Source organism: Vibrio sp. R-1 (assembly GCF_035615595.1).
GTDB lineage: Bacteria > Pseudomonadota > Gammaproteobacteria > Enterobacterales > Vibrionaceae > Vibrio > Vibrio cholerae.
Genome location: NZ_WPDC01000051.1, coordinates 1 through 24,340, shown reverse-complemented (window position 1 = coordinate 24,340; position 24,340 = coordinate 1). Strand labels below are relative to the sequence as shown.

Annotated in this window: 21 protein-coding genes and 2 pseudogenes; 13 read left to right on the top strand and 10 right to left on the bottom strand. The window is 46.6% G+C overall.

Going from position 1 to position 24,340, the window contains the following annotated elements:
- Positions 1-70 precede the first annotated feature (70 nt).
- The gene (locus GOU96_RS11710; protein ID WP_001000416.1) at positions 71-319 is read right to left on the bottom strand and encodes a DUF3297 family protein; all 249 of its coding nucleotides are present in this window, start codon (positions 317-319) and stop codon (positions 71-73) included.
- Positions 320-473: 154 nt separating this feature from the next.
- Entirely contained in the window at positions 474-1,895 is a 1,422-nt protein-coding gene (locus GOU96_RS11705) for a sensor domain-containing diguanylate cyclase (protein WP_254592272.1), read from the bottom strand.
- A gap of 253 nt (positions 1,896-2,148) precedes the next feature.
- On the opposite strand from GOU96_RS11705, the gene GOU96_RS11700 reads away from it, so the two are divergent.
- Positions 2,149-4,128: a HAMP domain-containing methyl-accepting chemotaxis protein gene (locus GOU96_RS11700; protein ID WP_174499862.1), complete on the top strand. Its 1,980-nt coding sequence runs from the start codon at positions 2,149-2,151 to the stop codon at positions 4,126-4,128.
- 8 nt (positions 4,129-4,136) lie between these two features.
- On the top strand, positions 4,137-5,582 hold the full coding sequence (locus GOU96_RS11695; RefSeq protein WP_267782574.1) for an ABC transporter substrate-binding protein: 1,446 nt from the start codon (positions 4,137-4,139) through the stop codon (positions 5,580-5,582).
- 75 nt (positions 5,583-5,657) lie between these two features.
- Here GOU96_RS11695 and GOU96_RS11690 read toward each other — a convergent pair whose 3' ends face one another.
- The 3 genes from GOU96_RS11690 to glgX all read right to left on the bottom strand — a co-directional run bounded on the left by GOU96_RS11690 (position 5,658) and on the right by glgX (position 10,106).
- Entirely contained in the window at positions 5,658-7,289 is a 1,632-nt protein-coding gene (locus GOU96_RS11690; RefSeq protein ID WP_000863748.1) for a methyl-accepting chemotaxis protein, read from the bottom strand.
- A gap of 460 nt (positions 7,290-7,749) precedes the next feature.
- The gene (locus tag GOU96_RS11685) at positions 7,750-8,001 is read right to left on the bottom strand and encodes a DUF2999 family protein (RefSeq protein WP_001068179.1); all 252 of its coding nucleotides are present in this window, start codon (positions 7,999-8,001) and stop codon (positions 7,750-7,752) included.
- A gap of 134 nt (positions 8,002-8,135) precedes the next feature.
- On the bottom strand, positions 8,136-10,106 hold the full coding sequence (gene glgX, locus GOU96_RS11680; protein ID WP_267782572.1) for a glycogen debranching protein GlgX: 1,971 nt from the start codon (positions 10,104-10,106) through the stop codon (positions 8,136-8,138).
- Between the two features lie 431 nt (positions 10,107-10,537).
- On the opposite strand from glgX, the gene lamB reads away from it, so the two are divergent.
- The 3 genes from lamB to GOU96_RS11665 all read left to right on the top strand — a co-directional run bounded on the left by lamB (position 10,538) and on the right by GOU96_RS11665 (position 14,073).
- Positions 10,538-11,722: a maltoporin LamB gene (lamB, locus tag GOU96_RS11675; protein ID WP_000757924.1), complete on the top strand. Its 1,185-nt coding sequence runs from the start codon at positions 10,538-10,540 to the stop codon at positions 11,720-11,722.
- 204 nt (positions 11,723-11,926) lie between these two features.
- Positions 11,927-12,763, top strand: coding sequence for a MalM family protein (locus tag GOU96_RS11670; RefSeq protein WP_000244231.1), 837 nt, complete (start codon positions 11,927-11,929; stop codon positions 12,761-12,763).
- 152 nt (positions 12,764-12,915) lie between these two features.
- Positions 12,916-14,073 (top strand): tetratricopeptide repeat protein, encoded by a 1,158-nt coding sequence (locus GOU96_RS11665; protein WP_001021276.1) that lies wholly within the window; start codon positions 12,916-12,918, stop codon positions 14,071-14,073.
- A 130-nt stretch (positions 14,074-14,203) separates the two neighbouring features.
- Here the strand turns inward: GOU96_RS11665 and nagB are convergent, their stop codons facing one another.
- Complete coding sequence (nagB, locus tag GOU96_RS11660) at positions 14,204-15,004, bottom strand: glucosamine-6-phosphate deaminase (protein WP_174499866.1); 801 nt, start codon at positions 15,002-15,004, stop codon at positions 14,204-14,206.
- 364 nt (positions 15,005-15,368) lie between these two features.
- Between nagB and GOU96_RS11655 the strand changes: the two genes are divergently transcribed.
- The gene (locus GOU96_RS11655; RefSeq protein ID WP_000787145.1) at positions 15,369-15,620 is read left to right on the top strand and encodes a DUF3081 domain-containing protein; all 252 of its coding nucleotides are present in this window, start codon (positions 15,369-15,371) and stop codon (positions 15,618-15,620) included.
- A 144-nt stretch (positions 15,621-15,764) separates the two neighbouring features.
- Here GOU96_RS11655 and GOU96_RS11650 read toward each other — a convergent pair whose 3' ends face one another.
- Together GOU96_RS11650 and GOU96_RS11645 are read right to left on the bottom strand one after the other, a co-directional pair.
- Positions 15,765-17,756 carry a flavohemoglobin expression-modulating QEGLA motif protein gene (locus GOU96_RS11650; RefSeq protein ID WP_001133570.1) on the bottom strand — a complete coding sequence of 664 codons (1,992 nt, stop codon included), beginning with the start codon at positions 17,754-17,756 and terminating at the stop codon, positions 15,765-15,767.
- A 78-nt stretch (positions 17,757-17,834) separates the two neighbouring features.
- Positions 17,835-18,194 carry a DUF413 domain-containing protein gene (locus GOU96_RS11645; RefSeq protein WP_001882815.1) on the bottom strand — a complete coding sequence of 120 codons (360 nt, stop codon included), beginning with the start codon at positions 18,192-18,194 and terminating at the stop codon, positions 17,835-17,837.
- 150 nt (positions 18,195-18,344) lie between these two features.
- Between GOU96_RS11645 and GOU96_RS11640 the strand changes: the two genes are divergently transcribed.
- Positions 18,345-19,229: a LysR family transcriptional regulator gene (locus tag GOU96_RS11640; protein WP_000382702.1), complete on the top strand. Its 885-nt coding sequence runs from the start codon at positions 18,345-18,347 to the stop codon at positions 19,227-19,229.
- Between the two features lie 76 nt (positions 19,230-19,305).
- Here GOU96_RS11640 and GOU96_RS11635 read toward each other — a convergent pair whose 3' ends face one another.
- A complete protein-coding gene (locus tag GOU96_RS11635) occupies positions 19,306-19,749 on the bottom strand; it encodes a DoxX family protein (protein ID WP_001094294.1) in 444 nt (147 codons plus the stop codon).
- A gap of 258 nt (positions 19,750-20,007) precedes the next feature.
- Between GOU96_RS11635 and GOU96_RS11630 the strand changes: the two are divergent.
- The 4 genes and pseudogenes from GOU96_RS11630 to GOU96_RS11615 form a co-directional block, all read left to right on the top strand.
- Positions 20,008-20,190: pseudogene (locus tag GOU96_RS11630) on the top strand (Ada metal-binding domain-containing protein); the annotation flags it as partial.
- A pseudogene (locus GOU96_RS11625) lies at positions 20,181-20,363 on the top strand (DNA-3-methyladenine glycosylase 2 family protein); the annotation flags it as partial. The pseudogenes GOU96_RS11630 and GOU96_RS11625, both read left to right, overlap by 10 nt.
- A complete protein-coding gene (locus tag GOU96_RS11620; protein ID WP_000017894.1) occupies positions 20,364-20,837 on the top strand; it encodes a methylated-DNA--[protein]-cysteine S-methyltransferase in 474 nt (157 codons plus the stop codon).
- A 10-nt stretch (positions 20,838-20,847) separates the two neighbouring features.
- Positions 20,848-21,249, top strand: a complete 402-nt coding sequence (locus GOU96_RS11615; protein ID WP_001099817.1) for a hypothetical protein — start codon at positions 20,848-20,850, stop codon at positions 21,247-21,249.
- A gap of 65 nt (positions 21,250-21,314) precedes the next feature.
- Here the strand turns inward: GOU96_RS11615 and nhaD are convergent, their stop codons facing one another.
- Positions 21,315-22,748 (bottom strand): sodium:proton antiporter NhaD, encoded by a 1,434-nt coding sequence (gene nhaD, locus GOU96_RS11610; RefSeq protein WP_000147718.1) that lies wholly within the window; start codon positions 22,746-22,748, stop codon positions 21,315-21,317.
- A 392-nt stretch (positions 22,749-23,140) separates the two neighbouring features.
- Here nhaD and GOU96_RS11605 point away from each other — a divergent pair, with 392 nt between their 5' ends.
- Together GOU96_RS11605 and GOU96_RS11600 are read left to right on the top strand one after the other, a co-directional pair.
- Entirely contained in the window at positions 23,141-23,872 is a 732-nt protein-coding gene (locus tag GOU96_RS11605; protein WP_000083620.1) for a nucleoside recognition domain-containing protein, read from the top strand.
- A complete protein-coding gene (locus GOU96_RS11600; RefSeq protein WP_000073204.1) occupies positions 23,869-24,336 on the top strand; it encodes a YjiG family protein in 468 nt (155 codons plus the stop codon). Before GOU96_RS11605 ends, GOU96_RS11600 begins: the two co-directional genes overlap by 4 nt.
- The last annotated feature ends 4 nt before the right edge of the window (positions 24,337-24,340 follow it).

Below are 24,340 nucleotides of genomic sequence, written 5' to 3'. Positions count from 1 at the left end.
TTTCTATTTCTAGAGGCGGTTTTTTTACGACTCAAGCAATAAAAATATGCCTTTGTACGAAAGTGAATACTTACACGTAATAAGCTTCAACCGTGCCTTTCAATTGGATCAGCATAGGGTTGCCGTAGCGATCTTTCGCTTTTGGTGATGGAATTTTAATCCAGCCTTCGCTGATGCAGTACTCTTCTACATCGGTACGCTCTTTACCGTTAAAACGGATACCGATTTGGTGCTCAAAGCACTCTTTGATAAAGAATGGGCTGCGTGAATTACCGGATAAACGATCGGGTAGGGTGGGTTTTGCTGTAGTGTCGTTCATTGTATGTGACCTGACTCGATAAAAGTGCGCCATTGTAGACAGAGCGTGCATAGGGTTCAAGCTGAGTTCAGATAACCGAAGCCTCTATATGCGAGATAACACCTTCCCGTAAAGTTGATTTCTTGGCCTATCCAGAATCAAAATAGTGCTGATATTAATGTTGCTCAATGATACTGACGACCCGATCTTTCCCCGCGTTTTTGGCTTGATATAGCGCATTGTCTGCTGAGACTAAATCATAGCTCTCTTGAGGTTTAGGGTAGTAGGCAAGACCAATACTCACAGTGACTAATCCTAGTTGTGGGAAAGTGGTCCGACTTTGTTCACGAATGGTAGTGACTAATGTTTGAGCGAAGTTTTCTGCCGTCTCAACCGTTGGAAAGCAGGCAATAACCGCAAACTCTTCACCTCCGATACGTGCGATAGTTTGGTCGTTTGAGATCAATTTTTTGGCTTGACGAGCAACAAATTGGATCACTTGATCTCCCAAGTCATGCCCAAAGTTGTCATTAATCGACTTAAAATTATCAAGATCAAAAATGATGAGAGTAATACCGCATTGCGTCTTTTGGATATTATTCAGTTGCATCATAAAGTATCGACGATTATGAATATTGGTCAGACTATCGGTGTTGGACAGTGTCATGAGCTGAGTATTCATTTCGCGAAGTTGCTTAGTTTGTTCTGCGACACTTCTTTTTAGGATAACGATATAAGAGGAAAGGACAATCAAAACGAAAGCGACTAGGCTTGGAATCAAAAAGCGTGGATAAACGGTCTCAACGCTGTAGTGCATCCAGCGGTTTAGAATACGAGACTTATCTTCCTGATTAAAAAGCGCAAAACCTTGAGCTAACTCTTTAAAGTGAGGGCTGCCTTTGGCTATCGCTGGATATAACACCCCAGTATAGAGGTGTTGAACGGGTAATATCTTGCCCGGTTTGTTTCCTAAATTAAGAAAATAGTTGGTGACTTGGGTGTCGGCGACAAACGCCTTTAGCCTGCCTGCTAAAGCTTCTTCCATCATCTGCTGGTTGTTAGTATAAGTCGCGAGCTTTACGTATGGATAATGGGTTTGCATATAATCTTGTTGATATCCGCCATATAACACGCCGACTGGGTGTTGGTTAAAACCCTCGAGGAAGTCTTTGACTGAAATTTGCTCCAACAATGCACGATTAAAATATAACTTGGTATCAATACTGAAAAAGGGCTCTATGAAATCAAAAGATTGCTCTCTTTTATCGGAACGTACCATACCAATATGAGCATCTGCTTTTCCTGTGAGCACGTTATTGAGCGACTGTTGCCAGTTAGTCACTTTAAACTCAACAGAAACACCCGTTTTTTCGGCATATTCTTGCCAGAAATTAACCAATACTCCCATAGGTTCACCCTTAGCATTGGTATAAGAATAAGGGTGCCAACTGTCAGTCGTCGCAATAACTAAATGCGGTGTGGATGCGGGTTGCGCGTATAGATCAGAATGGTAAAGTAAAACTCCGACAGTGAGGCAAATCAGGAGAGGTACTTTGTTCAACAACGAGATCCGTTTCCAGAGTAGATTTGAAGTCATAATTTGCTTCTAAAGTTTTAATTCCTTACTAATAGAATAGTCATATATTTTTGTGCCGCATGTGAAAAAAAGGGTTGAGGTGAGCTCTTTTGATGGATGACCATTCAATAATGGTCAGCGAATATGCTCGTTTTCTAGTGATGCCAAACAGTTCTATATAACCAAGGTTACAAATTGATGAACTGGATTCGCAGTCAAACACAAACCTGTCTATGTTTAACATATCTTTTCATTGAATCATGAGGATAGGTTCATGGGTTTATCTATCGTGCAGCGCATTATCGCTGGCTTCGTATTGATGCTCCTGTTGTTAATCCTATTAGGTGTCATTAGTACTTTGAAAATCCGCGGTATTAACGATGGGTTATCAGAAGTGTCAGATCGAGCCACACCTTTAGTGATGGCGGTTGCGGGTCTTAAGGAAGCGTTACAAGAGAGCAACCGTTGGGTGCTGGAATTTCGCACTAGTGAAGAGGCTGGTGAGCTCCCCCAACTGTCGAACAAGTTCAAAGATCAGCAAGCACGCTTTCGACAATTGAGTCAGCAAATGAACGCATTGACGGATTCAACAGAGAGCCAAAAGCAGTTCCAAGATGTGTTACAGGCCACCAATCAGTTTTATAGCCAAGCGGATCAAGTACTGACTCAACATAGTGAATGGGTGAATGCGCTGGCGCAGCGTCGCAAATTAGAAATTGCCTTTATTCGCTTAGAAGATACCTATCAATGGGCCGCCGATTTGTTATTACAACAGAGCTCGGGTCAACGTTCGATGCGTAACAAAGCTGAGCTGATCACGTCTGGAATTGCCCGCGATTTAAAAAATATTCGCCGAGCGGATGCCAAGACTGATTTAAATGAGTTGGAAAAAGTTCTGAGTAAAGACATCGAAATGGCACGAAAACGGCTCGATCGTGTATTGGTTCCTGACGATGTAAAAGCGCGCTACATCGCAAACCTCAACCGCCTACAAGAGCTCGCTTTGGGTCAAAATGGTTTGCTGGCAACCATGCGTAAAGCGCAGCAGTTGGAAAATGCTCTGCTTATTCAAAACCAACAGGTCGATGCCAGTCTTGCCAATAGCTTAGCGAAACTGGATGACATGGCGAAATATGCCGGCTCAATTGCTCAGCAAAGTCGTGTGCTGGCGGATGCTGCGGTGAGCAGTGCGAATTTCTGGATTATGGCGGTCTCGGCGATTTCCGCTGCTGTTGCCTTAGTGATTGGTTACACCACGGCGCGCAGTATTCAAAAGCCGTTGCAAAAAATTAATCACGAGCTGGCTTATATGGCTCGAGGCGATATGACACGGCGCATTAATTACCCAACTCGTTGCGAGTTTGGGGCGCTTTCTCGTTCAATTGACATTCTGGCGGACAAAACCGGTGAGCTGCTGTCACAAATCAACACCGGTTCACGCCATCTGGTGAATGAAGCAAGCCGCTCAGCGGAGATCAGTGAACGCGCTATGGCGCGGGTGCAAGAACAAAAGAGCCAAACCGACCAAGTGGCGGCGGCCATTACTGAGCTTGAAGTCAGTGCCAACGAAGTAGCGCGTTCAACCGATGGTGCGAAAGACGAGGTGGACCGCGCGGATGCAGAAGCAAAACAAGGGCGTCAAAAGGTCGCCACGACACGTCGTATTACCGAGCAGTTAGCGAGTGATATGGAATCGGCCGTGGGCATTACCCATAAACTGGGCGAGTTTAGTAATAACATTGGCAGTATTTTGGATGTGATCCGCGGTATCGCCGAGCAAACCAATTTGTTGGCACTCAATGCGGCGATTGAGGCCGCGCGTGCCGGAGATGCCGGACGCGGTTTTGCGGTGGTGGCGGATGAAGTTCGTGCTTTGGCTACGCGCACTCAAACCTCGACCGAAGAGATCCAACATATGATTGAGAACTTGCAGGAGTCGAGTAAGCAAGTGGTCGAGGTGATGGGGCGCAGCCAAGAGCAGACTCGTGCTTGTGTTGAGCAGACAAGGGAAATGGATTCTGCGCTGCAATCGATCGCTGATCGTATGGGAGCGATTAAAGAGATGGCCGATCAAGTTGCCCATGCGGCGCAAGAGCAAATCGTAGTCAGTCAAAGTGTTGCGCACCATGTAACTGGGATTGCAGAAGTTGCCCATGAAACGGAGCGTGAAGCCCGTGAATCCGCCAACAGCAGTGAAGTGTTGGCCGATCTTGCAGCTAAGCAGCAACAACTCATTGCACACTTTAAGGTCTAGGAGGGCTTATGACGAACAAGTGGATTGGAGCTCTAGGTCTCCTACTATCGGGTCAGTTGATGGCCAGCGAATTGGTGATTGAAAGTTGGCGCGCCGATGATAAGGCGCTGTGGGAGCAAAAAATCATCCCCGCTTTTGAAGCTGCGAATCCTGGCATCAAAGTGAAATTTAACCCAGTGCCGAATGTGAACTATATGCCAACATTGTGGGAGAACTTAAAAGCTGGAAAAGCGGGAGATTTGATCACTTGCCGCCCGTTTGATGATTCTTTGGCACTTTTCAAAGCCGGGCACTTGGCAGAAATCACCGAAATGGCTGGGATGGAAAATTTCCCGAGCTTTGCCCAAGCGCCTTGGCAAACCGATTCTGGGGCACAAACCTTCTGTGTCCCTATGGCTTCAGTGATACATGGTTTTTTCTATAATAAGAAAATTTTCAATGAGTTAGGACTGAGTGTGCCGCAAACCCGTGAACAGTTTTTTACCGTTCTCGATAAAGTGAAAGCGGATGGACGTTATATTCCCTTATCGATGAGTGGTTCTGAAAGCTGGGTCGCATCTGAATTGGGCTATCAAAATATCGGCCCCAATTATTGGAAAGGGGAAGATGGTCGTTTGGCTTTGATTAATGGCCAAGAGCATTTGGACGATTCACATTACGTGAAGGTGTTTGAAGAGCTAGCGCGTTGGCGAGCCTATTTAGGTGAGGACGGTGAGCTGAGGGATTATGGCACCAGTAATGAGCTCTTTACCTCGGGTAAAGCCGCGCTTTATGTGGCGGGTTCGTGGGAAATTGCACCATTTACCGATAAAGTCGATTTTGGCGTTATGCGCCCTCCTGTCGCAAAGCAAGGGGATGGCTGTTTCTTTACTGACCATACTGACGTCGGTATGGGGATGAACCCGGCCAGCAAAAATCCGCAAGCAGCGATGGCCTTTTTACAATGGTTAACCACACCAGAGTTTGCTGAGTTGTATACCAATTCGCTACCGGGGTTTTTCTCGTTGTCTAACCACTTCTTTGACGTCACCAATCTTGCGGCGCGTGAAATGATAGAGTGGCGCGATCAATGTGACTCAACCATTCGGGTCGCAACGCAAATTCTTTCGCGTGGTCAACCTAAGTTAGGTGATGAGCTTGCCGAAGTGAGCCAAGCGGTATTGGTTGGCAAAATGACACCAACCGCTGCGGCAGAGCGCCTAGAGCAAGGTTTAAAACGCTGGTACGCTCCCCATCAAACTCGTAAAGCGAAAGAGCAAGAGTGTCAATGTGTTGAGCAAGGCTTTATGCCTCCAGCCCCAGCTGTAGTGTTAGGGGAGACCATTGAATCGCCTGTCGCTGCGGCAACGGATAATGCTGAATCAGCGAGACAAGCCGTAATTAATGATGAAGAAAGTCAGTTTTCTGATGCTGTTGAGCTGATATTACCTATCGTTATTCCTAAGCAGGAGTAGAGCATTTGAGTGTGATGGTTATACAAAGAAAAACGGCCTGATATCAGGCCGTTTGTATTTCATCACAGAATGAGATTATAGGCGGAAGCGCTGTACCGTATCTTGCAACTGGCTCGCTAGCTGGCTGAGTTCTGCGCAAGATTGAGCAGCGCTAGAGGAGCCCTGTGCGACTTGCTTGGCTGACTCGTTGATTCGCTCAATGTTACGGCTGAGTTCTTCGCTCACCGAATCTTGCTCACCACAGGCGCTGGCAATTTGAATCGTCATATCCGCAATTTGGCTACTTTGGTGACGAATTTGCTCAATCGCTTGCTGTGTTTCTTGGCTTTGCTCTACACAGTGGTTGATCAACTCACGACTGTTGTTGGTGGTTTCACGTGCTTTTTGTGCGCAGGCTTGTAAGTTTTGAATGATCTCAACGATATCGCCAGTGGACTGCTGGGTTTTACCTGCCAGCGAACGTACTTCGTCGGCGACTACCGCAAAGCCACGGCCTTGTTCGCCAGCGCGCGCGGCTTCAATCGCTGCGTTCAGTGCGAGTAGGTTCGTCTGTTCCGCGATGTTACTGATCACATCAACCACCATGTTGATTTGTTGCGCTTGGCTTTCTAGCTCCAGCACACGCTGTTCTGTGCGGCCGATCTCTTGATTCACATGTTGAATCGAGTCATTGACGGCGCGCATTTGTTGTGAACCCACGTTGGCGTGTTGGCTGCTGTCGCGTGATGCATCTGAAGCGACTTCAGTATTACGAGCGACTTCTGCTACGGTCGATTTCATCTCGGCCATGGCTGTTGCAATTTGCATCACTTCTTCTTGCTGGATCTGCATGCCTTGTGATGTTTGCTCGGACACCGCGCTCACTTCATCCACCGCATGCGCCAGTTGAGTCGCGCTAGTAATGATCTCTTCGACCATCAAGCGCAGGTTATTTTGCATTTTGCTGCAGGCATCTGCCAGTTCACCTAATTCGTCGTGACCGATGGTTTTGCGATCTAAGCGGTGCGCTAAATTACCTTCAGCAATCGCATTCGCTTGAGTGACGACTTGCATCAGTGGACGGCAGATAAGATTGGTGAGCAGCCACGTCACCGCACTCATAAAGGCGAGGAGAGCAACAATGCTTGCGACAGAAAATTCGCTAATGTTATCAATAAGCTCGGTCAGCTCACTGCGGTTATTATCCACATAAGAGAGGTTGAGTTTCAGCAGTTCGTCAATCGCTGTTTCCAACTTTTCAAACGTAGGTAGAGAGCGTTGCAGATCTTGCTGCGCTTTGATCATCTCTTTTTGTTGAATGTCGTTGTTAAATGAACCGAGCTGGCGTAAGTACTCGTTCCATAAGTTTTTCACTGGCATGAAGATGCTACGTTCGTGATCGGTCCAAATGCTGCGCTCATAGCGGCTCAGATCTTGGGCGATTTGTTGATAGTGATCGTTCATCCAGCGGATGTCTTCGGCGATTTCCGCTTCATCGGTTGAGGAAAGCAAGCTGATTTGCGCTCTACGCACGGAGGACATGTTGTACTTGATACCGTTCACCAACATCATCGAAGGTAAGGTATCGTCAGTCAGATTGAGTACGTCGCTTTTAATGGTATGAAGGGAGTTATAAAGGTAGCCACCAAAAGCTAAGTTGATTAAGGCAATCACGCCAAACGCGACTGCGATTTTTTTGCCTATCGCTAAATTTTTGAAGAAAGCCATAAAGAGTCTGTGACCTCGTGGTAAAGCGGGTTGGTCACGTCCATATGTTGAATGCGCTGTCCAAGTTGCGGTTCACGAGCGAAGTTGCATAACGCTGGTGAAGAATTGCAGCGGAGTATAACATCGATTGCATTAATAAAACGAAATTATGTGCGATCTATCGCATTTTATGTCGGATTGTGAAGAGATTTTATGACGATAAGGTGTAAACATGGGTGAACAGACATTGAGCGCTATGAGAATTTGGGGCGTGAGTTGTGGTGAAAAAATGACACTAGGATCAGGCTATGTATGAACCGCTATTCATCATAGCCTTTTGCTATCCCCTTGCTAGTTGAAGCTGCAGCGGTGTTGGTTGCATTCGCTCATCCCAATCACAGAGTGTCTCTATACTTATGAGGGTTCACTCATTCACCGTCTATCTGCAACTCCAAGTCGTTTGGGTATAAAAGGTAGTGGCCTATTGTTGGAGCTTGGCTTTCGCTGCTTCTACTTTTGCGAAGTCGAGTCCCAGCTCTTCAACGGCTTGTTTGATCAGCGCCGGATTTTGCATTACTTGCGCCAGTACCATTTGCATTTTGTCTTGAGGAAGACCGAGTTGCGCCAGCGTGGCCATGGCGGCAAGCGGGTTTTGGGTCAGAGTTTGAAACAACTCGTTGATCTGCTCGTTACTGATATTGTTTTCTTTCAGCATCGCTAGAATGGGGTTCATTCAATTTCCTCTGTTTTTCTATAGCTCTGTAACGCGAAAGCAACGAGAACGTTGCTTCTGTTGGTGTGAACGGCACGAGACGGTGCCGCTCTAAAGGTTGCCATTGTCGCAGCTTGCTGCTCTCTTCGCTACTTTTAAGCCGATTTTTTCTTTGGTTGATAGTGCAAAATCGACATTGAAACAGGCAGTTGCAACACTTCACCTTCAGCATGACCATGCTGAGCATGGCGCATATTGGTATCGCAAATCAAACGCCAATCCTGCTGCCTATCTTTGGGGAGCACAAAGCGCGCTGGCGCGTTGGTTTGATTAATCAAATACAACATTTCAGGGCCATCACTACCGATGCCGATATGCAAAGCGACCGAGGAGAGGCGATTCCAGTCATCCATTTCCATAGGTTTGCCATCCACCCTACGCCAAGCAATACGGTTATTGTTACGGTTTTCGCCACTAAATGCGCGAATAAAGGGCACCATGTAGGTTTGTCTTGCCGCTACCATTCCGGCAAGCCATTCACGAAAATCTTGTTTGGTTTCGTTGTTTTCCCAGTTTAACCAGCTGATGTCGTTGTCTTGACAGTAAGCGTTATTGTTGCCTTTTTGAGTGTGTGAGAGCACATCGGCGGTGAGAATGTGTGGAATACCGAAAGCAAACAGCAGGCTGGCCATAAAGTTACGTTTTTGCCGCTCACGAGTCGCGCGGATCACGATACTGTCGGTGTCACCTTCAAAACCGTAGTTGTCCGAGCGGTTATCACCATGGCCATCGCGGTTTTGTTCGCCATTCGCTTCGTTGTGTTTGTGTTTATAAGACACTAAATCTTGCAGCGTAAACCCATCGTGATAGGTGATGTAGTTGACGGTCAGTTTGTAAGGCCAGTTAGCCGCGCTGTAGAGGTCGCGTGAACCCATGAGGCGTGTTGCAAACTCCTTCAAAAAGCCTAGGTCGCCACGCCAGAAGCTACGGGTAATATCGCGTAGTTTGTCGTTGGTTTCATTCCAACCAAAAGGAAAGTTACCCACTTGGTAGCCATTGGGGCCAATGTCCCAAGGTTCGGCAATCAGCTTCACTTCGCGCAGCACCGGATCTTGTGCAACGGCTTTGAAAAAGGCCGCTTCTTTGCTGAACTCATCACCACGTCGGCCGAGGGTGGCGGCTAAATCGAAACGAAAACCGTCAATCTGATATTCTTCTACCCAACAGCGAAGCGTGTCCATCACTAAATTCAGTGCCGCTTGGTTGGAGAGATCGACCGTGTTGCCACATCCCGTGTAGTTGGCGTAGTGATCGCCATGGTGCAGATAGTAGTTTGGATCAAGGGCTTTGAGGTTGAACACTGGTCCATTGGTTCCACCTTCTGCAGTGTGGTTATACACCACATCCAAAATGACTTGGATGCCGTTACGATGCAGCTCACGGATGGTGGCTTTTAGCTCATTGACGGCGTCTTTACTTGCGTAACGTGGATCGGGAGCCATAAATACATAAGGGTTATAACCCCAATAATTGACCTTGCCACTTTCCAAGAGATGGGGCTCATGCATACAAGCTGCAATTGGGAGTAGCTGCAGAGTATTAATATTTTGCTGGCGATAAAAATCCAGCATAGGTTGGCTCACCAACCCTAAATATTTGCCACGTAGGGCTTTTTCTACATCTGGATTTAATTGGGTTAACCCTTTGACATGGGTTTCAAATAACACCATCTCATCTCGGGCGATATGCGGCTTAGCCACGTTTTGCCAATCAAAGTGGGTATCTGTGACTACACATTTTGGCAGATCAAAACTTTTATGGCTGTCAAATGGAGGGGCATAATGCAGCGGCCCTTCTAACGCTCGAGCGTAAGGGTCAGAAATATAATGCAATTCATCATTGAGCTGGATTAAATAACCGTATTTCTGCCCAGCATGAATGCCAGAAATATGCGTATGTTTGACCCCTGCATATTCATGTTCAAGCTGATGTGTTTCATAGCTACCGTCAGCATGAAAGAGAGCCAAGAGAATATCTCGATTGGCTGGAGCATAAATCGCAAAGTTACAACCCTCTGTATCGAGTGTTGCTCCTAATGGGAAAGGCGTTGACAGGTTCATTTTCATTTTTAATCGTTTTTTAGCGCACCACGTTATTAAGTAAAAGGCTTTGCTTGTCTTAGGTCAAGCGCGCGGTCACAAATATTTATCTGTAATTTTATTTCATATTAATGACGAGAATGGGGCTAAATAGTGATCCTCCATACACTTTGTATTGGTTTATTTAGAAAGTGGCTAACCTACTCCCCCCAAATAACGTGATCTAAGTTTTAAAAACAACATACTGTAATTTTTCTCATCCTTTCTCCTCCCCCCTAAATAAAAATGGGGTGGAGGAAGTGCCTTTTATCCTCCTCACGTAATCTCACCACAGTTGAAACAACAGGGGACTCGTTCCCATCTTACCTCTCTTTTTATGCTGCCAACTTTCTGCCTTTGGGGGCTCGACAGAAAAGAGGGTCAAGAATCCAAAATAAAAACCCTAAATGGAGTTAACGATGAAAAAAGTAAGTGTAATTGCTGCCGCAGTGGCCGCGACGCTCGCAGCTGGTTCTGCTTTCGCTGTCGATTTCAATGGCTACTTCCGTGCTGGTACAGGTATCAGCGGTAATGGAGATGCGGATATCTCCTTCCAAAAAAATGGTATTGGTCGTCTTGGTAACGAAAACGACAACTACTATGAGTTTGGTTTTTCAGAAGAGCTGAAAACGGGCGATCAAACGTGGAAGATTGACTCCATGTTGGCAAAAGGTGATGACGAAGGAAAAAATGGTTGGGAAGCTGGTGATATTAACGTTGCTCAATTCAATGTGCAGGCAAAGGGTCTACTGACTTCTGATAAAGAAGCTGTGCTTTGGGCGGGTAAACGCTACTACCAACGTAAAGATATTCACATCACGGACTTCTACTTTCTAAACACATCGGGCACTGGTGGTGGTATTGAAAACCTGTCTGTGGGTAATCAAAAACTCTCTGTTGCTCTGGTTCAAGATGGCGATAATACGAATTCTTCAGGTTACATCTTTGATGCTCGCCTCGCGAATATCGGTCTGTGGGAAAATGCGACTCTTGAATTAGCAGTGGCATACAACTTCGCCACTGAGAAAGATGGTAAAACTGAACTGGCTGATGACGGTGTAATGGGTACAGCGATTCTGCACCAAGGTCTAAGCAATGGTTTTAACCAAACAGTTTTCCAATATGGTACTGCAAGTTACGGCGCGCAAGTGGCTAATTTCTGGGGTTCGGGTACTTACTACGGTCGTGGTAACGCAGATAACAATGATGCGAGCGGTTTCCGTCTGTTGAACTGGGGTGTGGTTAACCTCGGCGAATCGTGGGAAATGGGTCACCAATTGGCTTACCTATCAGGCTCTGACATCGGCGCAACGAAAGCAGATATCGATCAGTACTCAGTGGTTGTTCGTCCGATGTACAAGTGGAATGACACTATGCGCACTGTGTTTGAAGCAGGTTACAACGGTGGTGAAGATACTTCTGGTGCAGATTTCGAATACAGCAAGTTCACCGTAGCTCAAGCATGGGCAATGGGTAACAGCTTCTGGGCTCGTCCTGAACTGCGTGTTTACGGCTCATACCTGACGGATCATGAAGGTACGACTTTTGGTAGCAAAGGCGATTCAGATTTCGTGATGGGTATCCAAGTTGAAGCTTGGTGGTAATTAACCCACTGACCTTTAAAGTTTATTGTCCATAATTCAAATAGCCGATGCAGATCGGCTATTTTTTTCAAGGCTCATATCATATTCAACATGTGAAGTCATAAGACACCCTAGTTTGGGGGTAACGCACAAATTTGTGCGCTTATGGTTTCTTGCCAACAGGTTTGATGAGAGTCTTTAAAAAAATGATAAAAAGGAGTCGTTATGGTGCTTAGAGCTTTATTACTTGGGGGATGTATTGCATTAGCGGGTTGTCAGAGTACAGCTGTTGTTGAGCAAGTAAAGCCTAATACAGGGCAGGAGGTTCAGCAGATTGGGCAATTGCAAGCGACCAAGGTGAAATTACCTAGCACGACTAAGGTGGCGTTGACCAAGGAAACGCAGTATTTGCGCAATCAGGTGATTGCAAGCCCTGTCGCATTGTTTGAGATTCCCGCGGATCGTGGCCAAATGACATTGACGATCACCAGTGAGATTAGCGATTCGGTATTTTACCCGCATGTGATGATTGTCGATGCGCAAGGTCAAGTTGTCGAATCCTATGAAGAGGTGACCTTTGAGTACCGTAAACCGCGTTTGCATTTAGGTAATCGCTTAGTCGCAGAGTTGGATTTCTATCCACCGCAAGGTTACAAATCGTTGTTTGTTTTGGTTTACACCAAACAGCAAGACTTACAAGGTGTCACGTATGTTGCGCATCCTGCGAGGATTGATGCTGAGGCACGGGGAAACTATCTGCCGGAAGTGAAAGATATTCCAGTACCTCACACCTTAACCGGAACGATTGAGCTGGATGTCTCTGGTCCTTCTTTCTTATCCTTTGTACGCAGTGAAGATCGCCAAACTGCAACATCAACGGATGCTGCGAAAACTCAAATTCAGGTTCAACCAGATACGCAAACTTATTACTTCTCCTCCATAGAGCGAGCTGTGCAAGCGAATGATTTACCTAAGGCGCTGAGTCTATTAGATGAAGCGAAAGCACTGGGAATTGAAGGTGCGCAAGAAGTGTTTGTGAAAGCGGTTAATGATCGCAAATAATGAAACCGACCGACGAAAATGGGTGGAGGATCTCCACCCATTTTTTATCGCACATAGTTTCTAGGTTGGATGTAAAGTACAATTCAACCATCGTTTAGTTTTGCCTGCCTTCAAACTGCGCAGGCAAAGGCAGTGACCCAGTTAGAGAAACTATGAATATTATCGGAATTGCGATTGGCGCTACCGGGCTAACACTTATCCTGATTTTTGTCTGGATGATTGTGCTATCCGTCAGACGTAAGCGGTTAGAGGAAGAACGCAGAGCCAGAGAAGAGGCGTATCGCAAAGCGTTAGAGCGTAACCGAGAGCAAGAGCGCAAAGAAAGATTGTTTAAAGCCGAATCCGGACACATTCCAACCATTTTATTTTTAGCCAAAGAGGCGGAACGCAACAGTTTAAAAGAAGCCTTGTTTTGGTATGAAAAAGCCGCCCATCTCGACAATATCCCCGCCATGTACGGCATTGTGCGGGTTTGTCAGCGGATCCGAGAAGATGTGATTGCGAAAGAGAAGGCCAAATTTTGGCAAACCTGTGTGCGTGGTGTTGAAGGCGATCTGGCTGCCAAATTTGAAACTGGCATGGCATGGCTATACGGTCGTGGGGTGGAAGTTAACGTTTCGCGTGGTATTGGGCTAATTCAAGAAGCGGCAGAAGCCAATTTCATTGATGCGATTTTGTTTATGGGCGGATGGTGCGTGTCGAAAGATAACATTGCTCCGACGCCTTCAGATTCGACGTTTTGGTATGAAAAGGCCGCTCGTATGGGCAGTGCCGAAGGCATGATGAGATTAGGGCAAAACTTGCTACATGGTATTGGTGGCGCCAGTGATTTTCCGATGGCGTGTTATTGGTTAGAGCGTGCCTCAGAAAAAGGGCACCCTGAAGCCATGTATCATGCCGGTGAAGCGTGGATTGACCGTGGTGCTCACGGTAAAGCAATTGCGTATATTTGGTTGTTCCTTTCGGCTTCTATGGGGTATGAGCCTGCGAAAAATCTGCGTGATTTGGTGGGGGGGAAGCTCGGAGTGGAATCGATTGTCGGTTTACAAGCCTTGGCCAAACCGTTGCAACGTAAATTAGCCACCAGTTCGGTGACTAAACATTCGATGATTCGTGCGCTGAATAAACTGTATAAACGCCAGATCCCGATTCCGACGAAAGATGTGGTGGATCCTCTCGCAGAGCAAGAAGCCGAGTCTTTAATTGATTTAATTGAACCTAATGCTCTTAATGACGTACCTCATGTTACCAGTGAGCGACTGGATTTCTCACAAGGCCCAATCGATAGTCTCCCGTTTGACAAAAGATAATGAGGAAAAGACTCTACTTCTATCGAGGCTCTTCTTACTTGAAGTCGCAACTCGTAGTCGTTTGAGGAGAGATAGCAATAAAAACGCCCCGAATATCGGGGCGTTTTTATTAGCTTGATTGAGATTTATCTTAGAAGCCTACGATGTTTTTGGCTTCTAACTCAGTGAAATATTTAACAGTTTTCACTTTCAGCTCTTGGGTTGATGGCTCGTCACACACGATCACCGCTTTAGGGTGCAATTGCAGTGCAGAGACAGTCCATAGGTGGTTTACACTCCCTTCAACCGCTGCTTGCAGTGCCAGTGCCTTGTTGTGGCCAGTGACTAGAATCATGATCTCTTGTGCATCCAGCAGAGTGCCGACACCGATAGTCAGTGCATACTTAGGCACTTGATTGATATCACCATCAAAGAAACGAGAGTTAGCGATACGAGTATCTTCCGTCAGGGTTTTGATACGAGTGCGTGAAGAGAGAGAAGACGCTGGTTCATTAAAGGCGATGTGGCCATCGTTACCTACACCACCCATGAACAGGTTGATCTTACCGTAAGATTTGATTTTGTCTTCGTAGCGCTTGCATTCTGCTTCGTGATCATCGGTATTGCCGTTCAGCAGATTGATATTTTCTTCTTGGATATCAATGTGATTGAAGAAGTTGTTGTACATGAATGAGCGGTAAGACTCAGGGTGGTCTGCGGCTAGGCCAACATACTCATCCATGTTGAAAGTGACGACGTGTTTGAAGCTCACTTCACCCGCTTTATGCATTTCAATCAGCGCTTTATAAGTCGCGAGTGGTGTGCCACCAGTAGGGAGTCCCAATACAAAAGGACGTTTAGCTGTTGGTTGAAACTCGTTGATACGCTTAACAATGTGTGCAGCCGCCCATTTACCAACTTGTGCTGCCGCTTTCAGTGGGATAAGTCTCATGTATTGCCCCTAGATTTGAATTTATGATGCCTTGCAATTCCCTTCCTACTGAGTGCCCTAGTGCAAACAAAGCAGAGTGGGTTTATGTTAATTTGCATTATAAAATAAGTAAGATTGAACTGCCATTGTTTTAGGTCAAAAAATTATAGTCTTGATAAAAGCGGCCAACCAATAGGCTTGAATCGGGTGGATGTTCGGCAATCTAGAGCCTTGTCCTATCAAGATAAGCTTCGTCCGATATAACGGGTCTCAAAAAATTTATGGCCAAAATTAAGTGTTTTTTTGCGCCGACGCAGATCATAAACTGGCAAGCTGGCGCCTAACTGCCAATACTGATTATGGGCACATGTCGAGGAAAAAGATCATGAAAAATGAACTGGAACCGAGCAAAGTCTTATCGGCGTATGAAACGGTAATGGAAAATGGCTCACCCACTGAATTTGGCAAGATCTATGAAGGGATTGAAGCGTATGCGGATTATGATGGCTACAACATCTTCATGCGTGGTAACGGTGTTGAGTTGAAAATTGGCTTCCACAATACCTACCATTTGGCCTATGAGCAGGAGCACTTACGTGACAGTTTCCTGAAAAAACTGAGCATGTTGGCGAAATAATGCAGGATATTTTTTACCTGATGTTTTAAGTCATTTGGATATAGTGCTGATTCATCTCCCTAAAAAAGCCCTGAGCAGTGGCCTGCGTCAGGGCTTTGGGAGAAAGATCCTCTTGTATCGAGTGAGCTTATTGTATCGAGTGAGTTAGTGGCGTAGCGACTCAATCAAATATTTGAGGGTGGGCTCTGGCTCGCTGCCTAAATCATCGAAACGGAATTGGGGTTTAATCAGCCAACCGCGCTCGACCAGCTCATCAATTAAATCAAGATATTGATAGCTGCATTTCCCGACCAACAGATTATCTAAGCTGCGCTTTTGTGCTTGCTGCAAGGTATTGATAAACCCTTCAAGATAAAGGTGATCTTTGGTGAAACCTCCGCCGCGATATACCCGTGTGGTGGTCACAAAGGCGCTTTCTCGATCGACACCATACTCTTCGGTTAAGTAGCTGAAGGTTTGGTAGAAATTGTGCTCTTTAAGCATGGAATCGACCGCCAACACTCGCGTCGCCAAGGTTTTGAGTCGCTCATGCGACATATAACCCGCTTTGTATTCCGCCAAAATGGCCAACCCTTCTTGTGACTCAGTTGCACCGGGTAAACCAATCGAAAACACGCGCAAAGGTTGCATACGGCCGTTAAAGGTGGTGGCGAGATGAACGCCAATTTCATGCTGAATTAGGCGCTGTATCTCTGCATGTGAGTACATCACCTTGCTATTGAGATATAAGGTTGGAGGCTTTTTGCCACTCACCATCGCCCGCGCTGCCAGTGATGCTGTGGGCGTAATATGGCAATGCATACCCCATTCCTGTGCTTTTTTCAGCATGATTTCAGCGGCTTGATCCGCGTTATACAACTCGCCTTTCTCTTCCGGTAACGTCTTGGCGTAGAGTAGAAATTTCGCGTTTTCTATCGCGGTACGATTCGGTCGGCCATAAAAACGCAGCGAGTTATACAGGAAGGATTCCTGACCTATGCTGGTGAGCAGATCGATTTTTTCGCTCAGTTTATCGACCATCGAGCCGTACAACTGTTTCAAATCAGGATCGGAAATGGTCTCGATTGGCAATTGATACAGTTGCTGCTTAAATTCATTGGCATTGATGGGTAACTGTTTGTAGCGAAACTCGGGTTTATAGCGGCTCGGTGCCGCTTCAAAACGCTTCTGCTCAATATTGATATTGGTTGGGTTGACGTATTTAAGTGTCTCAACTTTGCGCGTCAGTTTAGACAGCGCATCATCAATACTCAAAATCGCGGGTTCAATCGATGAGCCAAGCATTTTCGCTTTGCTTATTCGGCGACGATTATGACGACGCTGAAAATAGGCACTGGTTTGGCTCAATGCACCTTTAAGGCCGCTACACAGCGCGTTTAACACCAAGGGATAGACAGTGCCAGTATCCTCCTCCATGAAGACTTTTTTTACTTCGGTGGGGAGTACTAACGTTCGGTCAAAATGGGCGTTGGTATGGGCAATTAAATAGCCACGGCCTTCAAATACCGCATTGATTTCGGTGCTATTTTCGATGTGCGGTAGCTGAATTTTACTCAGTTCAGCACAGAAACGCTTCACCACGGAGCCCCAACGTTGCATGTCGATTTGTGCGGTACCTACGTTAAACACTGGAGTGGGTTTATCACCCAGCTGTTTATAGTTGTAAGCGTACATATCAAACACAATCACCATGCCATGCATCGCTTCAAGTTTGCGGATTAACGCCTCATAGAGTTGATAAAACTCGCTGTGCTTACGATGGCTCTCTGTACGCTGTTTATCGCTCAAAGGGCGATTCCAGGCAGATTTATAGCGGGTACTGAGGGTTTTCGCGCGGTTCAGATCGTACTCGAAGCGAGAATCGAGGCCACACAAAGTGATGGGCTGGGAGGCAATAAATTGATCGGTATAAGGTGCTTCTTCAAGATTACGTTCCGTTTTGCTCAGTTGGCACTGTTTGAGCAAATCTTCGCGTAAACGGCTTCCTGCATGGATAGCAGTACAAACCACAGGCAGATAGTCTTCTATCTTGATAAAACAGCCAGCGGATTCTAGCTCTCCGGCGAAAGGCTGCTCTCGCTGGATCAGCGATAGCATCTCTTCAAGAGAATAAACGTTAGAAACTGGGTTGGGCATCTTTCCTCCCAAAGGACGCCAATCGTCGTCCATCCATGTCAGAGGGCTACAAATGATTTATGTAGCCCGAAGGAAAGATTAATCTTCCTCAGTCAAGCTTGGTTCGTCGTCGGTGTAATCTTCAACGCCATCAGGCTTGTTGCGGCCATTCAAGGTATGGAAACGCTTGCGGCCACGAGCCAGACGGGTGTATTTCAACCAAGCTTTCTCTAATTTGTTTTCTGCTAACTCTGGGTTTGCGAGCACTTTTAGAAAATGTTCTTCATCGGCATTTTCGGGCTGTAGCTCACCACTCTCCAAACCGAGCATAGTGTCGCCATACCGAGTTAGGATATCCTCTTCTGCTAGAGTAAAGTCTCCAGATTTAGCAAAGCCTCTTGGGAACTTCTTAGTATCGAAAAAACGTTTTTTTCCTTGACGAAATGCTGTCTCAGACATGTCAACCTCGTGTGAATATGTTCAACCACCTTGTAGCCGTGGGTCACGGCGAAAGTTAGGCGTAATCTTCGGAAAAGAAAAACAAAAATTTTTTATCGTCATAATACTTCTTACTTGTTAATCTTCACGGGTAACATCAGAGGAAACTATATGGACGTAAAAGTCTTTCGCACCTTTCTTGAACTGGCCAAAGTTCGCCATTTTGGTCGTGCTGCTGAAAATCTGTATTTGACGCAAGCGGCGGTGAGTGCGCGCATCAAGCAACTTGAAAATCATTTCGATGCTCAGTTGTTTACCCGTGACCGTAACAACATCAAATTGACCTCAGCAGGCGAGCGTTTGGTGGGGTATGCTGAGGTCATGGTTGCAACGCTGCAGCAGGCGAAATTTGAATTATCGCTTGAAAGCGGTAAGGCTTTGCAGCTCACATTAGGCGGTACGCCTAACATTTGGGATGCTTACTTACAGCACTGTTTAAGCCGCATCACTGATACATTTGAAGGCTATGGCTTTTTGGCGGAAGTGATGGGGCGAGAGCAACTCAATCGTGGTTTGCTAGAGCGCACTTTGGATATGGCTTTCGCTCTGGATCCGATCAAAGCCGAAGAATTGCAATGCAAAAAAGTGGCTGATTTGGTTCTCGTGTTGGTATCCACCAAGCCTGACGATGCCGATAGCGTGTTTGAAAATCGCTACGTTTATGTCGATTGGGGCGCGCGTTTTGCTTCAGAGCATGCCGACCGCCACCCTAAAGCGCCAGCGCCTTTTTTAAGAACGTCGACGGCAAGAATTGCGTTAGATTTCATTTTGGAGAAAGGGGGCAGCGCTTACTTACCGCAAACCATGGTGCAACCCTTATTGGATGCAGGGCAATTACATCGTGTGTCCGAGGTGAATGATTGGCAGCGCCCACTTTATCTGAGCTATCGCAAAAACAGCTCTTCCATTGAGGCGATAGTGCAGGTGGAGAAGTTGATGAAAACGTTAGACCCTTTCAGTGTGGTGCGTACGGTGGGCAAAGTGGAAGCCGTGTGATTGATCACTGATTAAGTCGTAGGTACGAGAAAGGGGGAATCGCTTAACACGACTCCCCCTTTCTGCTTGAAGTGACTTATGCCAGACGCTTTAGTAGCAGATTATCGAGGCTCAGACGACCTGCTCCTGAAATCAGCAGTGAAACAGAGCCTGCCAACAGAGCCAAGCCAAACTCGTAACCGCCGTTGCTTAAGAATAAGCCGTGGCTAAAGTGCACGCTAAAAATCGCGACCAGCATGGTGACGGACAGTACCAGTGCGGCAGGACGTGTCAGCAGACCTAGCAAAATGGCTAATCCGCCAAAAAACTCCCCACTTCCGGCCAGAAATGCCATCGCTACACCAGGCTCTAAGCCAATCGAAGCCATCCATTGACCTGTACCTTCAAGGCCGTAACCGCCGAACCAACCAAACAACTTTTGTGCACCGTGCGCCATAAAAATGATGGCTAGGGGAAGGCGCAGTGCTAGGGGGGCCCATGAATTTGGTGAAGTTAAAGCAGTTTTTAATAAAGTATTCATCAATAAATCCTCTCGGTTGACTCAGGCTATACGGTGATAGACTGGGTTGAAATTTTCGAACGACTCAAATGGTCTGTATGTTTGATGAAATGAAGTTTATGGGATGAGCCTTGCGCAGAAAATCCCATTAGGCTGATGCTCTTGTTCAAAATTATTGAAGAAACTTTTGCGGCTTAGTCTCTGCATTCCGTTCCGAAAATGGCTAGTCTAGACAGCGGAACTGGGTAGACTGAACAAAAAAGCGAGCAGGAGGCTTGGATGACATTGCTTAATGAATTATCCGCAGAGGTGTGCCAACGCGCTCGGATGAGCCGAGATCCACGGTTTGATGGGTGTTTTTTTGTTGCGGTTAAAACCACAGGGATTTTTTGCCGCCCGATTTGTCCAGCCAACCTACCGAAAGAAGAGAATGTTGAGTATTTCTCCTCGCAAGCGTTAGCGGGATTGGTCCTTGGACCGTCGATTACGCGCAATTGCGCGGTGAATCACGTAGCCACTGTTTTTTAACCGGAGATTTGATCGTGAAAAAAGCACTGGCGAAATTTCCTCAGCTAACTGCCGAATCGGTCGCCCCTTGGGGCAGTTATGCCACTTTTCATTGCTGGAGCCACTAAATGAGCCATTTTACTGACTACTCATCCCCCCTCGGGCCAATGACCTTACAAGCGAACTCTCAAGGCTTATTAGGCGTATGGTTTGCTACCCAAACGACTCAACCTGAGCATTTGGGCGACTATGTGAAAGAATGTCCTATACTTAACAAAACGATACGCCAACTGGATGAGTATTTTTCAGGTCAGCGGACTCAATTCGAGCTACCGTTGGCCGCCAGCGGCACGGCATTTCAGCAGTCGGTTTGGCACGCACTATGCAAGATCCCTTATGGGGAAATATGGAGCTATCAACAACTGGCAGAAGCAATAGGCAACCCTAAGGCAGTAAGAGCCGTTGGACTCGCAAATGGCAAGAACCCGATTTCGATCATTGTGCCTTGCCATCGAGTCGTTGGAAAAAATGGCCAACTGACCGGATATGCGGGTGGTTTAGAACGTAAAGCCTTCCTGCTGGAGTTGGAGCAACGAAGATAAGGAAAAGATTATGAACGTGGCCAACTTGAAACCCATCATTCTCATCTTGAGCGTATTGCTATTAAGCGGCTGTTTTCAAGAGGAGCTGGAAAACTTTGTGAATCGCGAAACCTTGTCCTTTAATGGTCTGTATGATAATCCGCACAACAAAGATGTGTTGGAGTTTAGGCAGGGCGTCGTGTACATGCATTCGGCGCAGCAAAAATGGGAGCGCCCATTTAGCGTTGATGGCAAAACATTACGGATCCAGATCCGTAATAACTCCAAAGAAAAACGTGATGATTTGGTCATGACCATTCATGGACAAGGTGAAGTCCTCACTTGCAGCGCTTGTGCCATGTTCCATCTCAGTAATAACTGGGTCAAACTGAACGCAGAACCGCAAAATGCGTCAGCCAGCAACACTCAATGAGTCAAACGTAGAGAGGTGGTTTCTTTGAAACCATTTGACGCGGGTAGCAGCTTCAATCAGACATGTTATGTGAATGATTGATGATTGAGCAGCAAATGCAACACGATACTGACCACATAACCAAGCAGAATGACGGGAGTCCATTTCAAGTGGCTCAAGAACGTGTATTTACCATGAGCCGCGCCCATGAGCGCCACACCTGCTGCAGATCCAATCGATAGCAAACTGCCGCCGACTCCTGCGGTGAGAGTGACCAGTAGCCAGTTGCCGAGAGACATTTCGGGCTGCATCGACAGTACAGCAAACATGACAGGAATGTTATCGACCACCGAAGAAAGCAGCCCAACCAGTACGTTAGCCCAGATGGGGTTCCATTCGGTATAGAGGATTTCCGACACTAAACCTAGATAGCCGAGTAAGCTCAAGCCTCCGACACACATCACGACCCCATAGAAAAACAGTAAAGTGTCCCATTCGGCGTGAGAAATGCTGCGAAAGACATCAAAAGGCACCACGGAACCAATACGTTTAAGTGCGGCTTCATCATTCTTCGCCATGGCAATCGCCGTTTTCTTAGCCAGTGATCTTGCCAGCGTTTTACGTAGGAAATAACCAAAAAACTGCAAATAGGCGAGTCCCATCATCATGCCGATCACTGGCGGGAAGTGGAAAAATGCATGGAAACCGATGGCCGAGAGGATGGTAAAGAGAAACAGAACGACGATGCGTTTGGCTCCGCGTTTAAGCTCGACCACTTCTTGGATGCTGGAAGGCGTTTGATGCGGGACAAAGAGCGACATGACCAAGGCAGGCACCAAATAGTTGGCTAAGGATGGGAGAAACAGATCCATAAACTCAAGGAAGCTAACATGCCCAGCCTGCCACACCATAAGAGTGGTGATATCGCCAAAGGGACTGAAGGCTCCTCCCGCGTTGGCAGCAATCACGATATTAATGCAAGCTAAACTGACGAATTTAGGGTTTTCACCACCGACTTTCAGTACCACGGCACACATCAATAACGCCGTGGTGAGGTTATCGGCAATCGGGGAAATGAAAAACGCCAACCAACCCGTTATCCAAAATAGAGTGTGAAAATTAAAGCCTCTGTTGATCATCCACGCTTTGAGTGCATCAAACAGACGCCGCTCTTCCATCGCACTGATGTAGGTCATGGCGACCAATAAAAACAGCAGCAGCTCTGCGTATTCAAGCAAATTGTGTTCTAAGGCCTGACGAGCTACCTCTGTCGAGCCTGTTTGTTGGTAAACATAGCCAATCATGGCCCAAATCAGCCCAGCAGCCAGCAAGACCGGTTTCGATTTACGTAGTTGCAAATACTCTTCCAGCATGACCAAGGTATAAGCGATGGCGAAAATGAGGAGTGCGGCATAGCCGATCGTCGAGTGGGTAAAATCTAAAGCTTGTCCATCTGGGGTAGACGCTAAACTGAGTGGCGAAAAAAGCGTAAGAGAAAGTAGTGCGATCCGGCCCGTCATAACAAAACTCCTGTTGATATCCCCTTCTCTTGAAGATCGGCTTCAAGTTTGAAGGTGGTGATGGGAGAAAGTCCTGAGAAAGAGTAGACCTATGCGGAATTTGAAGTTGTGACTTAGCTTAGAAATGGTTGTTTATTCATCATTTTTTAGAAAGGTGCGATTTGCTTAACATTAGAAAAGGGTTGGATGCCATAGATGGCGTGAAGCGGTTTGTTGTGGCTTTAGGCTGAAATAAATTAATTCATCATGCTTTTTCGTATTGTTTTAACAAAATAAAATTTTATTTTTCATTGTGAGATGAGTTTCATCGACTCATTGACCTCGATCATTATCTCTAGCACGCAATCCGTGCACCATGACGCCCAATCTGTTCCAACTTCATAGAGGTAATTATGAGTCAATCGACAGCGCAGGAGCGAAAAGTGACTTGGGGATGCTACATTGCGTTAGCCTTCGCCGTAGTCTTTTTTTCTGGCTTGCTGCAATCCAACCAGTGGTATGGAGTATTTGATTTCACCACGTTAAACGGTGCCTTTGGCAAGGTTGCTTACAACGTGAGTGAAACGGCCGACGGCCTGCAAGTGGCAACCACTTCTTTGCGTGGTCAAGGCGGTAGCGGTGCGCGTGATGGTTTTCTTTTCGCACTGACCTTAATTCCAACCGTGATGTTTGCATTAGGCATGATCAATGTGCTGGAACATTACGGTGCGCTCGATGCGGCACGTAAGCTACTGACTCCTCTACTTCGTCCAATCATGGGCGTTCCGGGTAATTCAGGTTTAGGGCTGATTGCTTCTTTGCAAAGTGCTGATGCGGGTGCGGCGATGACTCGTCAGCTCAAAGATGAAGGGCATATGACTAAGCGTGAAGCGGATGTGTTTACCATGTTCCAATTCTCTGCAGGTGCCACCATAGTTAACTTTTTCTCATCGGGTGCGGTGCTGTTTACGCTCACGTTAGCGGATGGTTCCGCGGCCGTCACTTCTTCTATCGGTCTTGCGGTTGGTGTGATGTTTATTTTCAAAATTGTCGGTGCCAACTTGTTCCGTCTCTATCTAAATCTGACGGAAGGCAAAGAAGAATCATCTAACCCAGAGACTCAACTAGAGGAAGCGACCCGATGAGTAACGTCAATATGAAAAAGCCAATGGTGACGGATATTTTTGTCGAAGGGGCGAAGAAAGGCTGGGTAATTGCGACGACGTCTACTGTACCTAATGTATTGATGGCGTTTGTGATCATCAAAGCGTTGCAAATTACTGGCGCGTTAGAGCTGATGGGGACAGTATTTTCTCCTGTGATGGCGGTCTTTGGATTACCGGGTGAAGCGGCTGCGGTGTTGATTGGTGCATGGATGTCGATGGGCGGCGCAGTGGGTGTGGTGATCACCTTGTTTGACCAAGGAATTTTGAACGGTACGCACATCGCAATTTTGGCTCCCGCTATCTATTTGATGGGTTCACAAGTGCAATACATCGGCCGTATTCTTGGCCCGATTGGTACTGAAGGGCGCTACATCCCAGTGATGATTGGTATTTCAGTATTGAACGCATTTGGTGCGATGTGGGTGATGAACCTGTTTTTATAATCAG

Excerpts from the sequence above, each read along its gene's own strand:
- GOU96_RS11670 (WP_000244231.1), top strand. The coding sequence starts at position 11,927 with ATGGTGCTTAGAGCTTTATTACTTGGGGGATGTATTGCATTAGCGGGT.
- nhaD (WP_000147718.1), bottom strand. The coding sequence starts at position 22,748 with ATGACGGGCCGGATCGCACTACTTTCTCTTACGCTTTTTTCGCCACTC.
- GOU96_RS11620 (WP_000017894.1), top strand. The coding sequence starts at position 20,364 with ATGAGCCATTTTACTGACTACTCATCCCCCCTCGGGCCAATGACCTTA.
- glgX (WP_267782572.1), bottom strand. The coding sequence starts at position 10,106 with ATGAAAATGAACCTGTCAACGCCTTTCCCATTAGGAGCAACACTCGAT.
- GOU96_RS11615 (WP_001099817.1), top strand. The coding sequence starts at position 20,848 with ATGAACGTGGCCAACTTGAAACCCATCATTCTCATCTTGAGCGTATTG.
- lamB (WP_000757924.1), top strand. The coding sequence starts at position 10,538 with ATGAAAAAAGTAAGTGTAATTGCTGCCGCAGTGGCCGCGACGCTCGCA.
- GOU96_RS11665 (WP_001021276.1), top strand. The coding sequence starts at position 12,916 with ATGAATATTATCGGAATTGCGATTGGCGCTACCGGGCTAACACTTATC.
- nagB (WP_174499866.1), bottom strand. The coding sequence starts at position 15,004 with ATGAGACTTATCCCACTGAAAGCGGCAGCACAAGTTGGTAAATGGGCG.
- GOU96_RS11695 (WP_267782574.1), top strand. The coding sequence starts at position 4,137 with ATGACGAACAAGTGGATTGGAGCTCTAGGTCTCCTACTATCGGGTCAG.
- GOU96_RS11640 (WP_000382702.1), top strand. The coding sequence starts at position 18,345 with ATGGACGTAAAAGTCTTTCGCACCTTTCTTGAACTGGCCAAAGTTCGC.
- GOU96_RS11685 (WP_001068179.1), bottom strand. The coding sequence starts at position 8,001 with ATGAACCCCATTCTAGCGATGCTGAAAGAAAACAATATCAGTAACGAG.
- GOU96_RS11710 (WP_001000416.1), bottom strand. The coding sequence starts at position 319 with ATGAACGACACTACAGCAAAACCCACCCTACCCGATCGTTTATCCGGT.
- GOU96_RS11635 (WP_001094294.1), bottom strand. The coding sequence starts at position 19,749 with ATGAATACTTTATTAAAAACTGCTTTAACTTCACCAAATTCATGGGCC.
- GOU96_RS11650 (WP_001133570.1), bottom strand. The coding sequence starts at position 17,756 with ATGCCCAACCCAGTTTCTAACGTTTATTCTCTTGAAGAGATGCTATCG.
- GOU96_RS11605 (WP_000083620.1), top strand. The coding sequence starts at position 23,141 with ATGAGTCAATCGACAGCGCAGGAGCGAAAAGTGACTTGGGGATGCTAC.
- GOU96_RS11700 (WP_174499862.1), top strand. The coding sequence starts at position 2,149 with ATGGGTTTATCTATCGTGCAGCGCATTATCGCTGGCTTCGTATTGATG.
- GOU96_RS11645 (WP_001882815.1), bottom strand. The coding sequence starts at position 18,194 with ATGTCTGAGACAGCATTTCGTCAAGGAAAAAAACGTTTTTTCGATACT.
- GOU96_RS11600 (WP_000073204.1), top strand. The coding sequence starts at position 23,869 with ATGAGTAACGTCAATATGAAAAAGCCAATGGTGACGGATATTTTTGTC.
- GOU96_RS11655 (WP_000787145.1), top strand. The coding sequence starts at position 15,369 with ATGAAAAATGAACTGGAACCGAGCAAAGTCTTATCGGCGTATGAAACG.
- GOU96_RS11705 (WP_254592272.1), bottom strand. The coding sequence starts at position 1,895 with ATGACTTCAAATCTACTCTGGAAACGGATCTCGTTGTTGAACAAAGTA.
- GOU96_RS11690 (WP_000863748.1), bottom strand. The coding sequence starts at position 7,289 with ATGGCTTTCTTCAAAAATTTAGCGATAGGCAAAAAAATCGCAGTCGCG.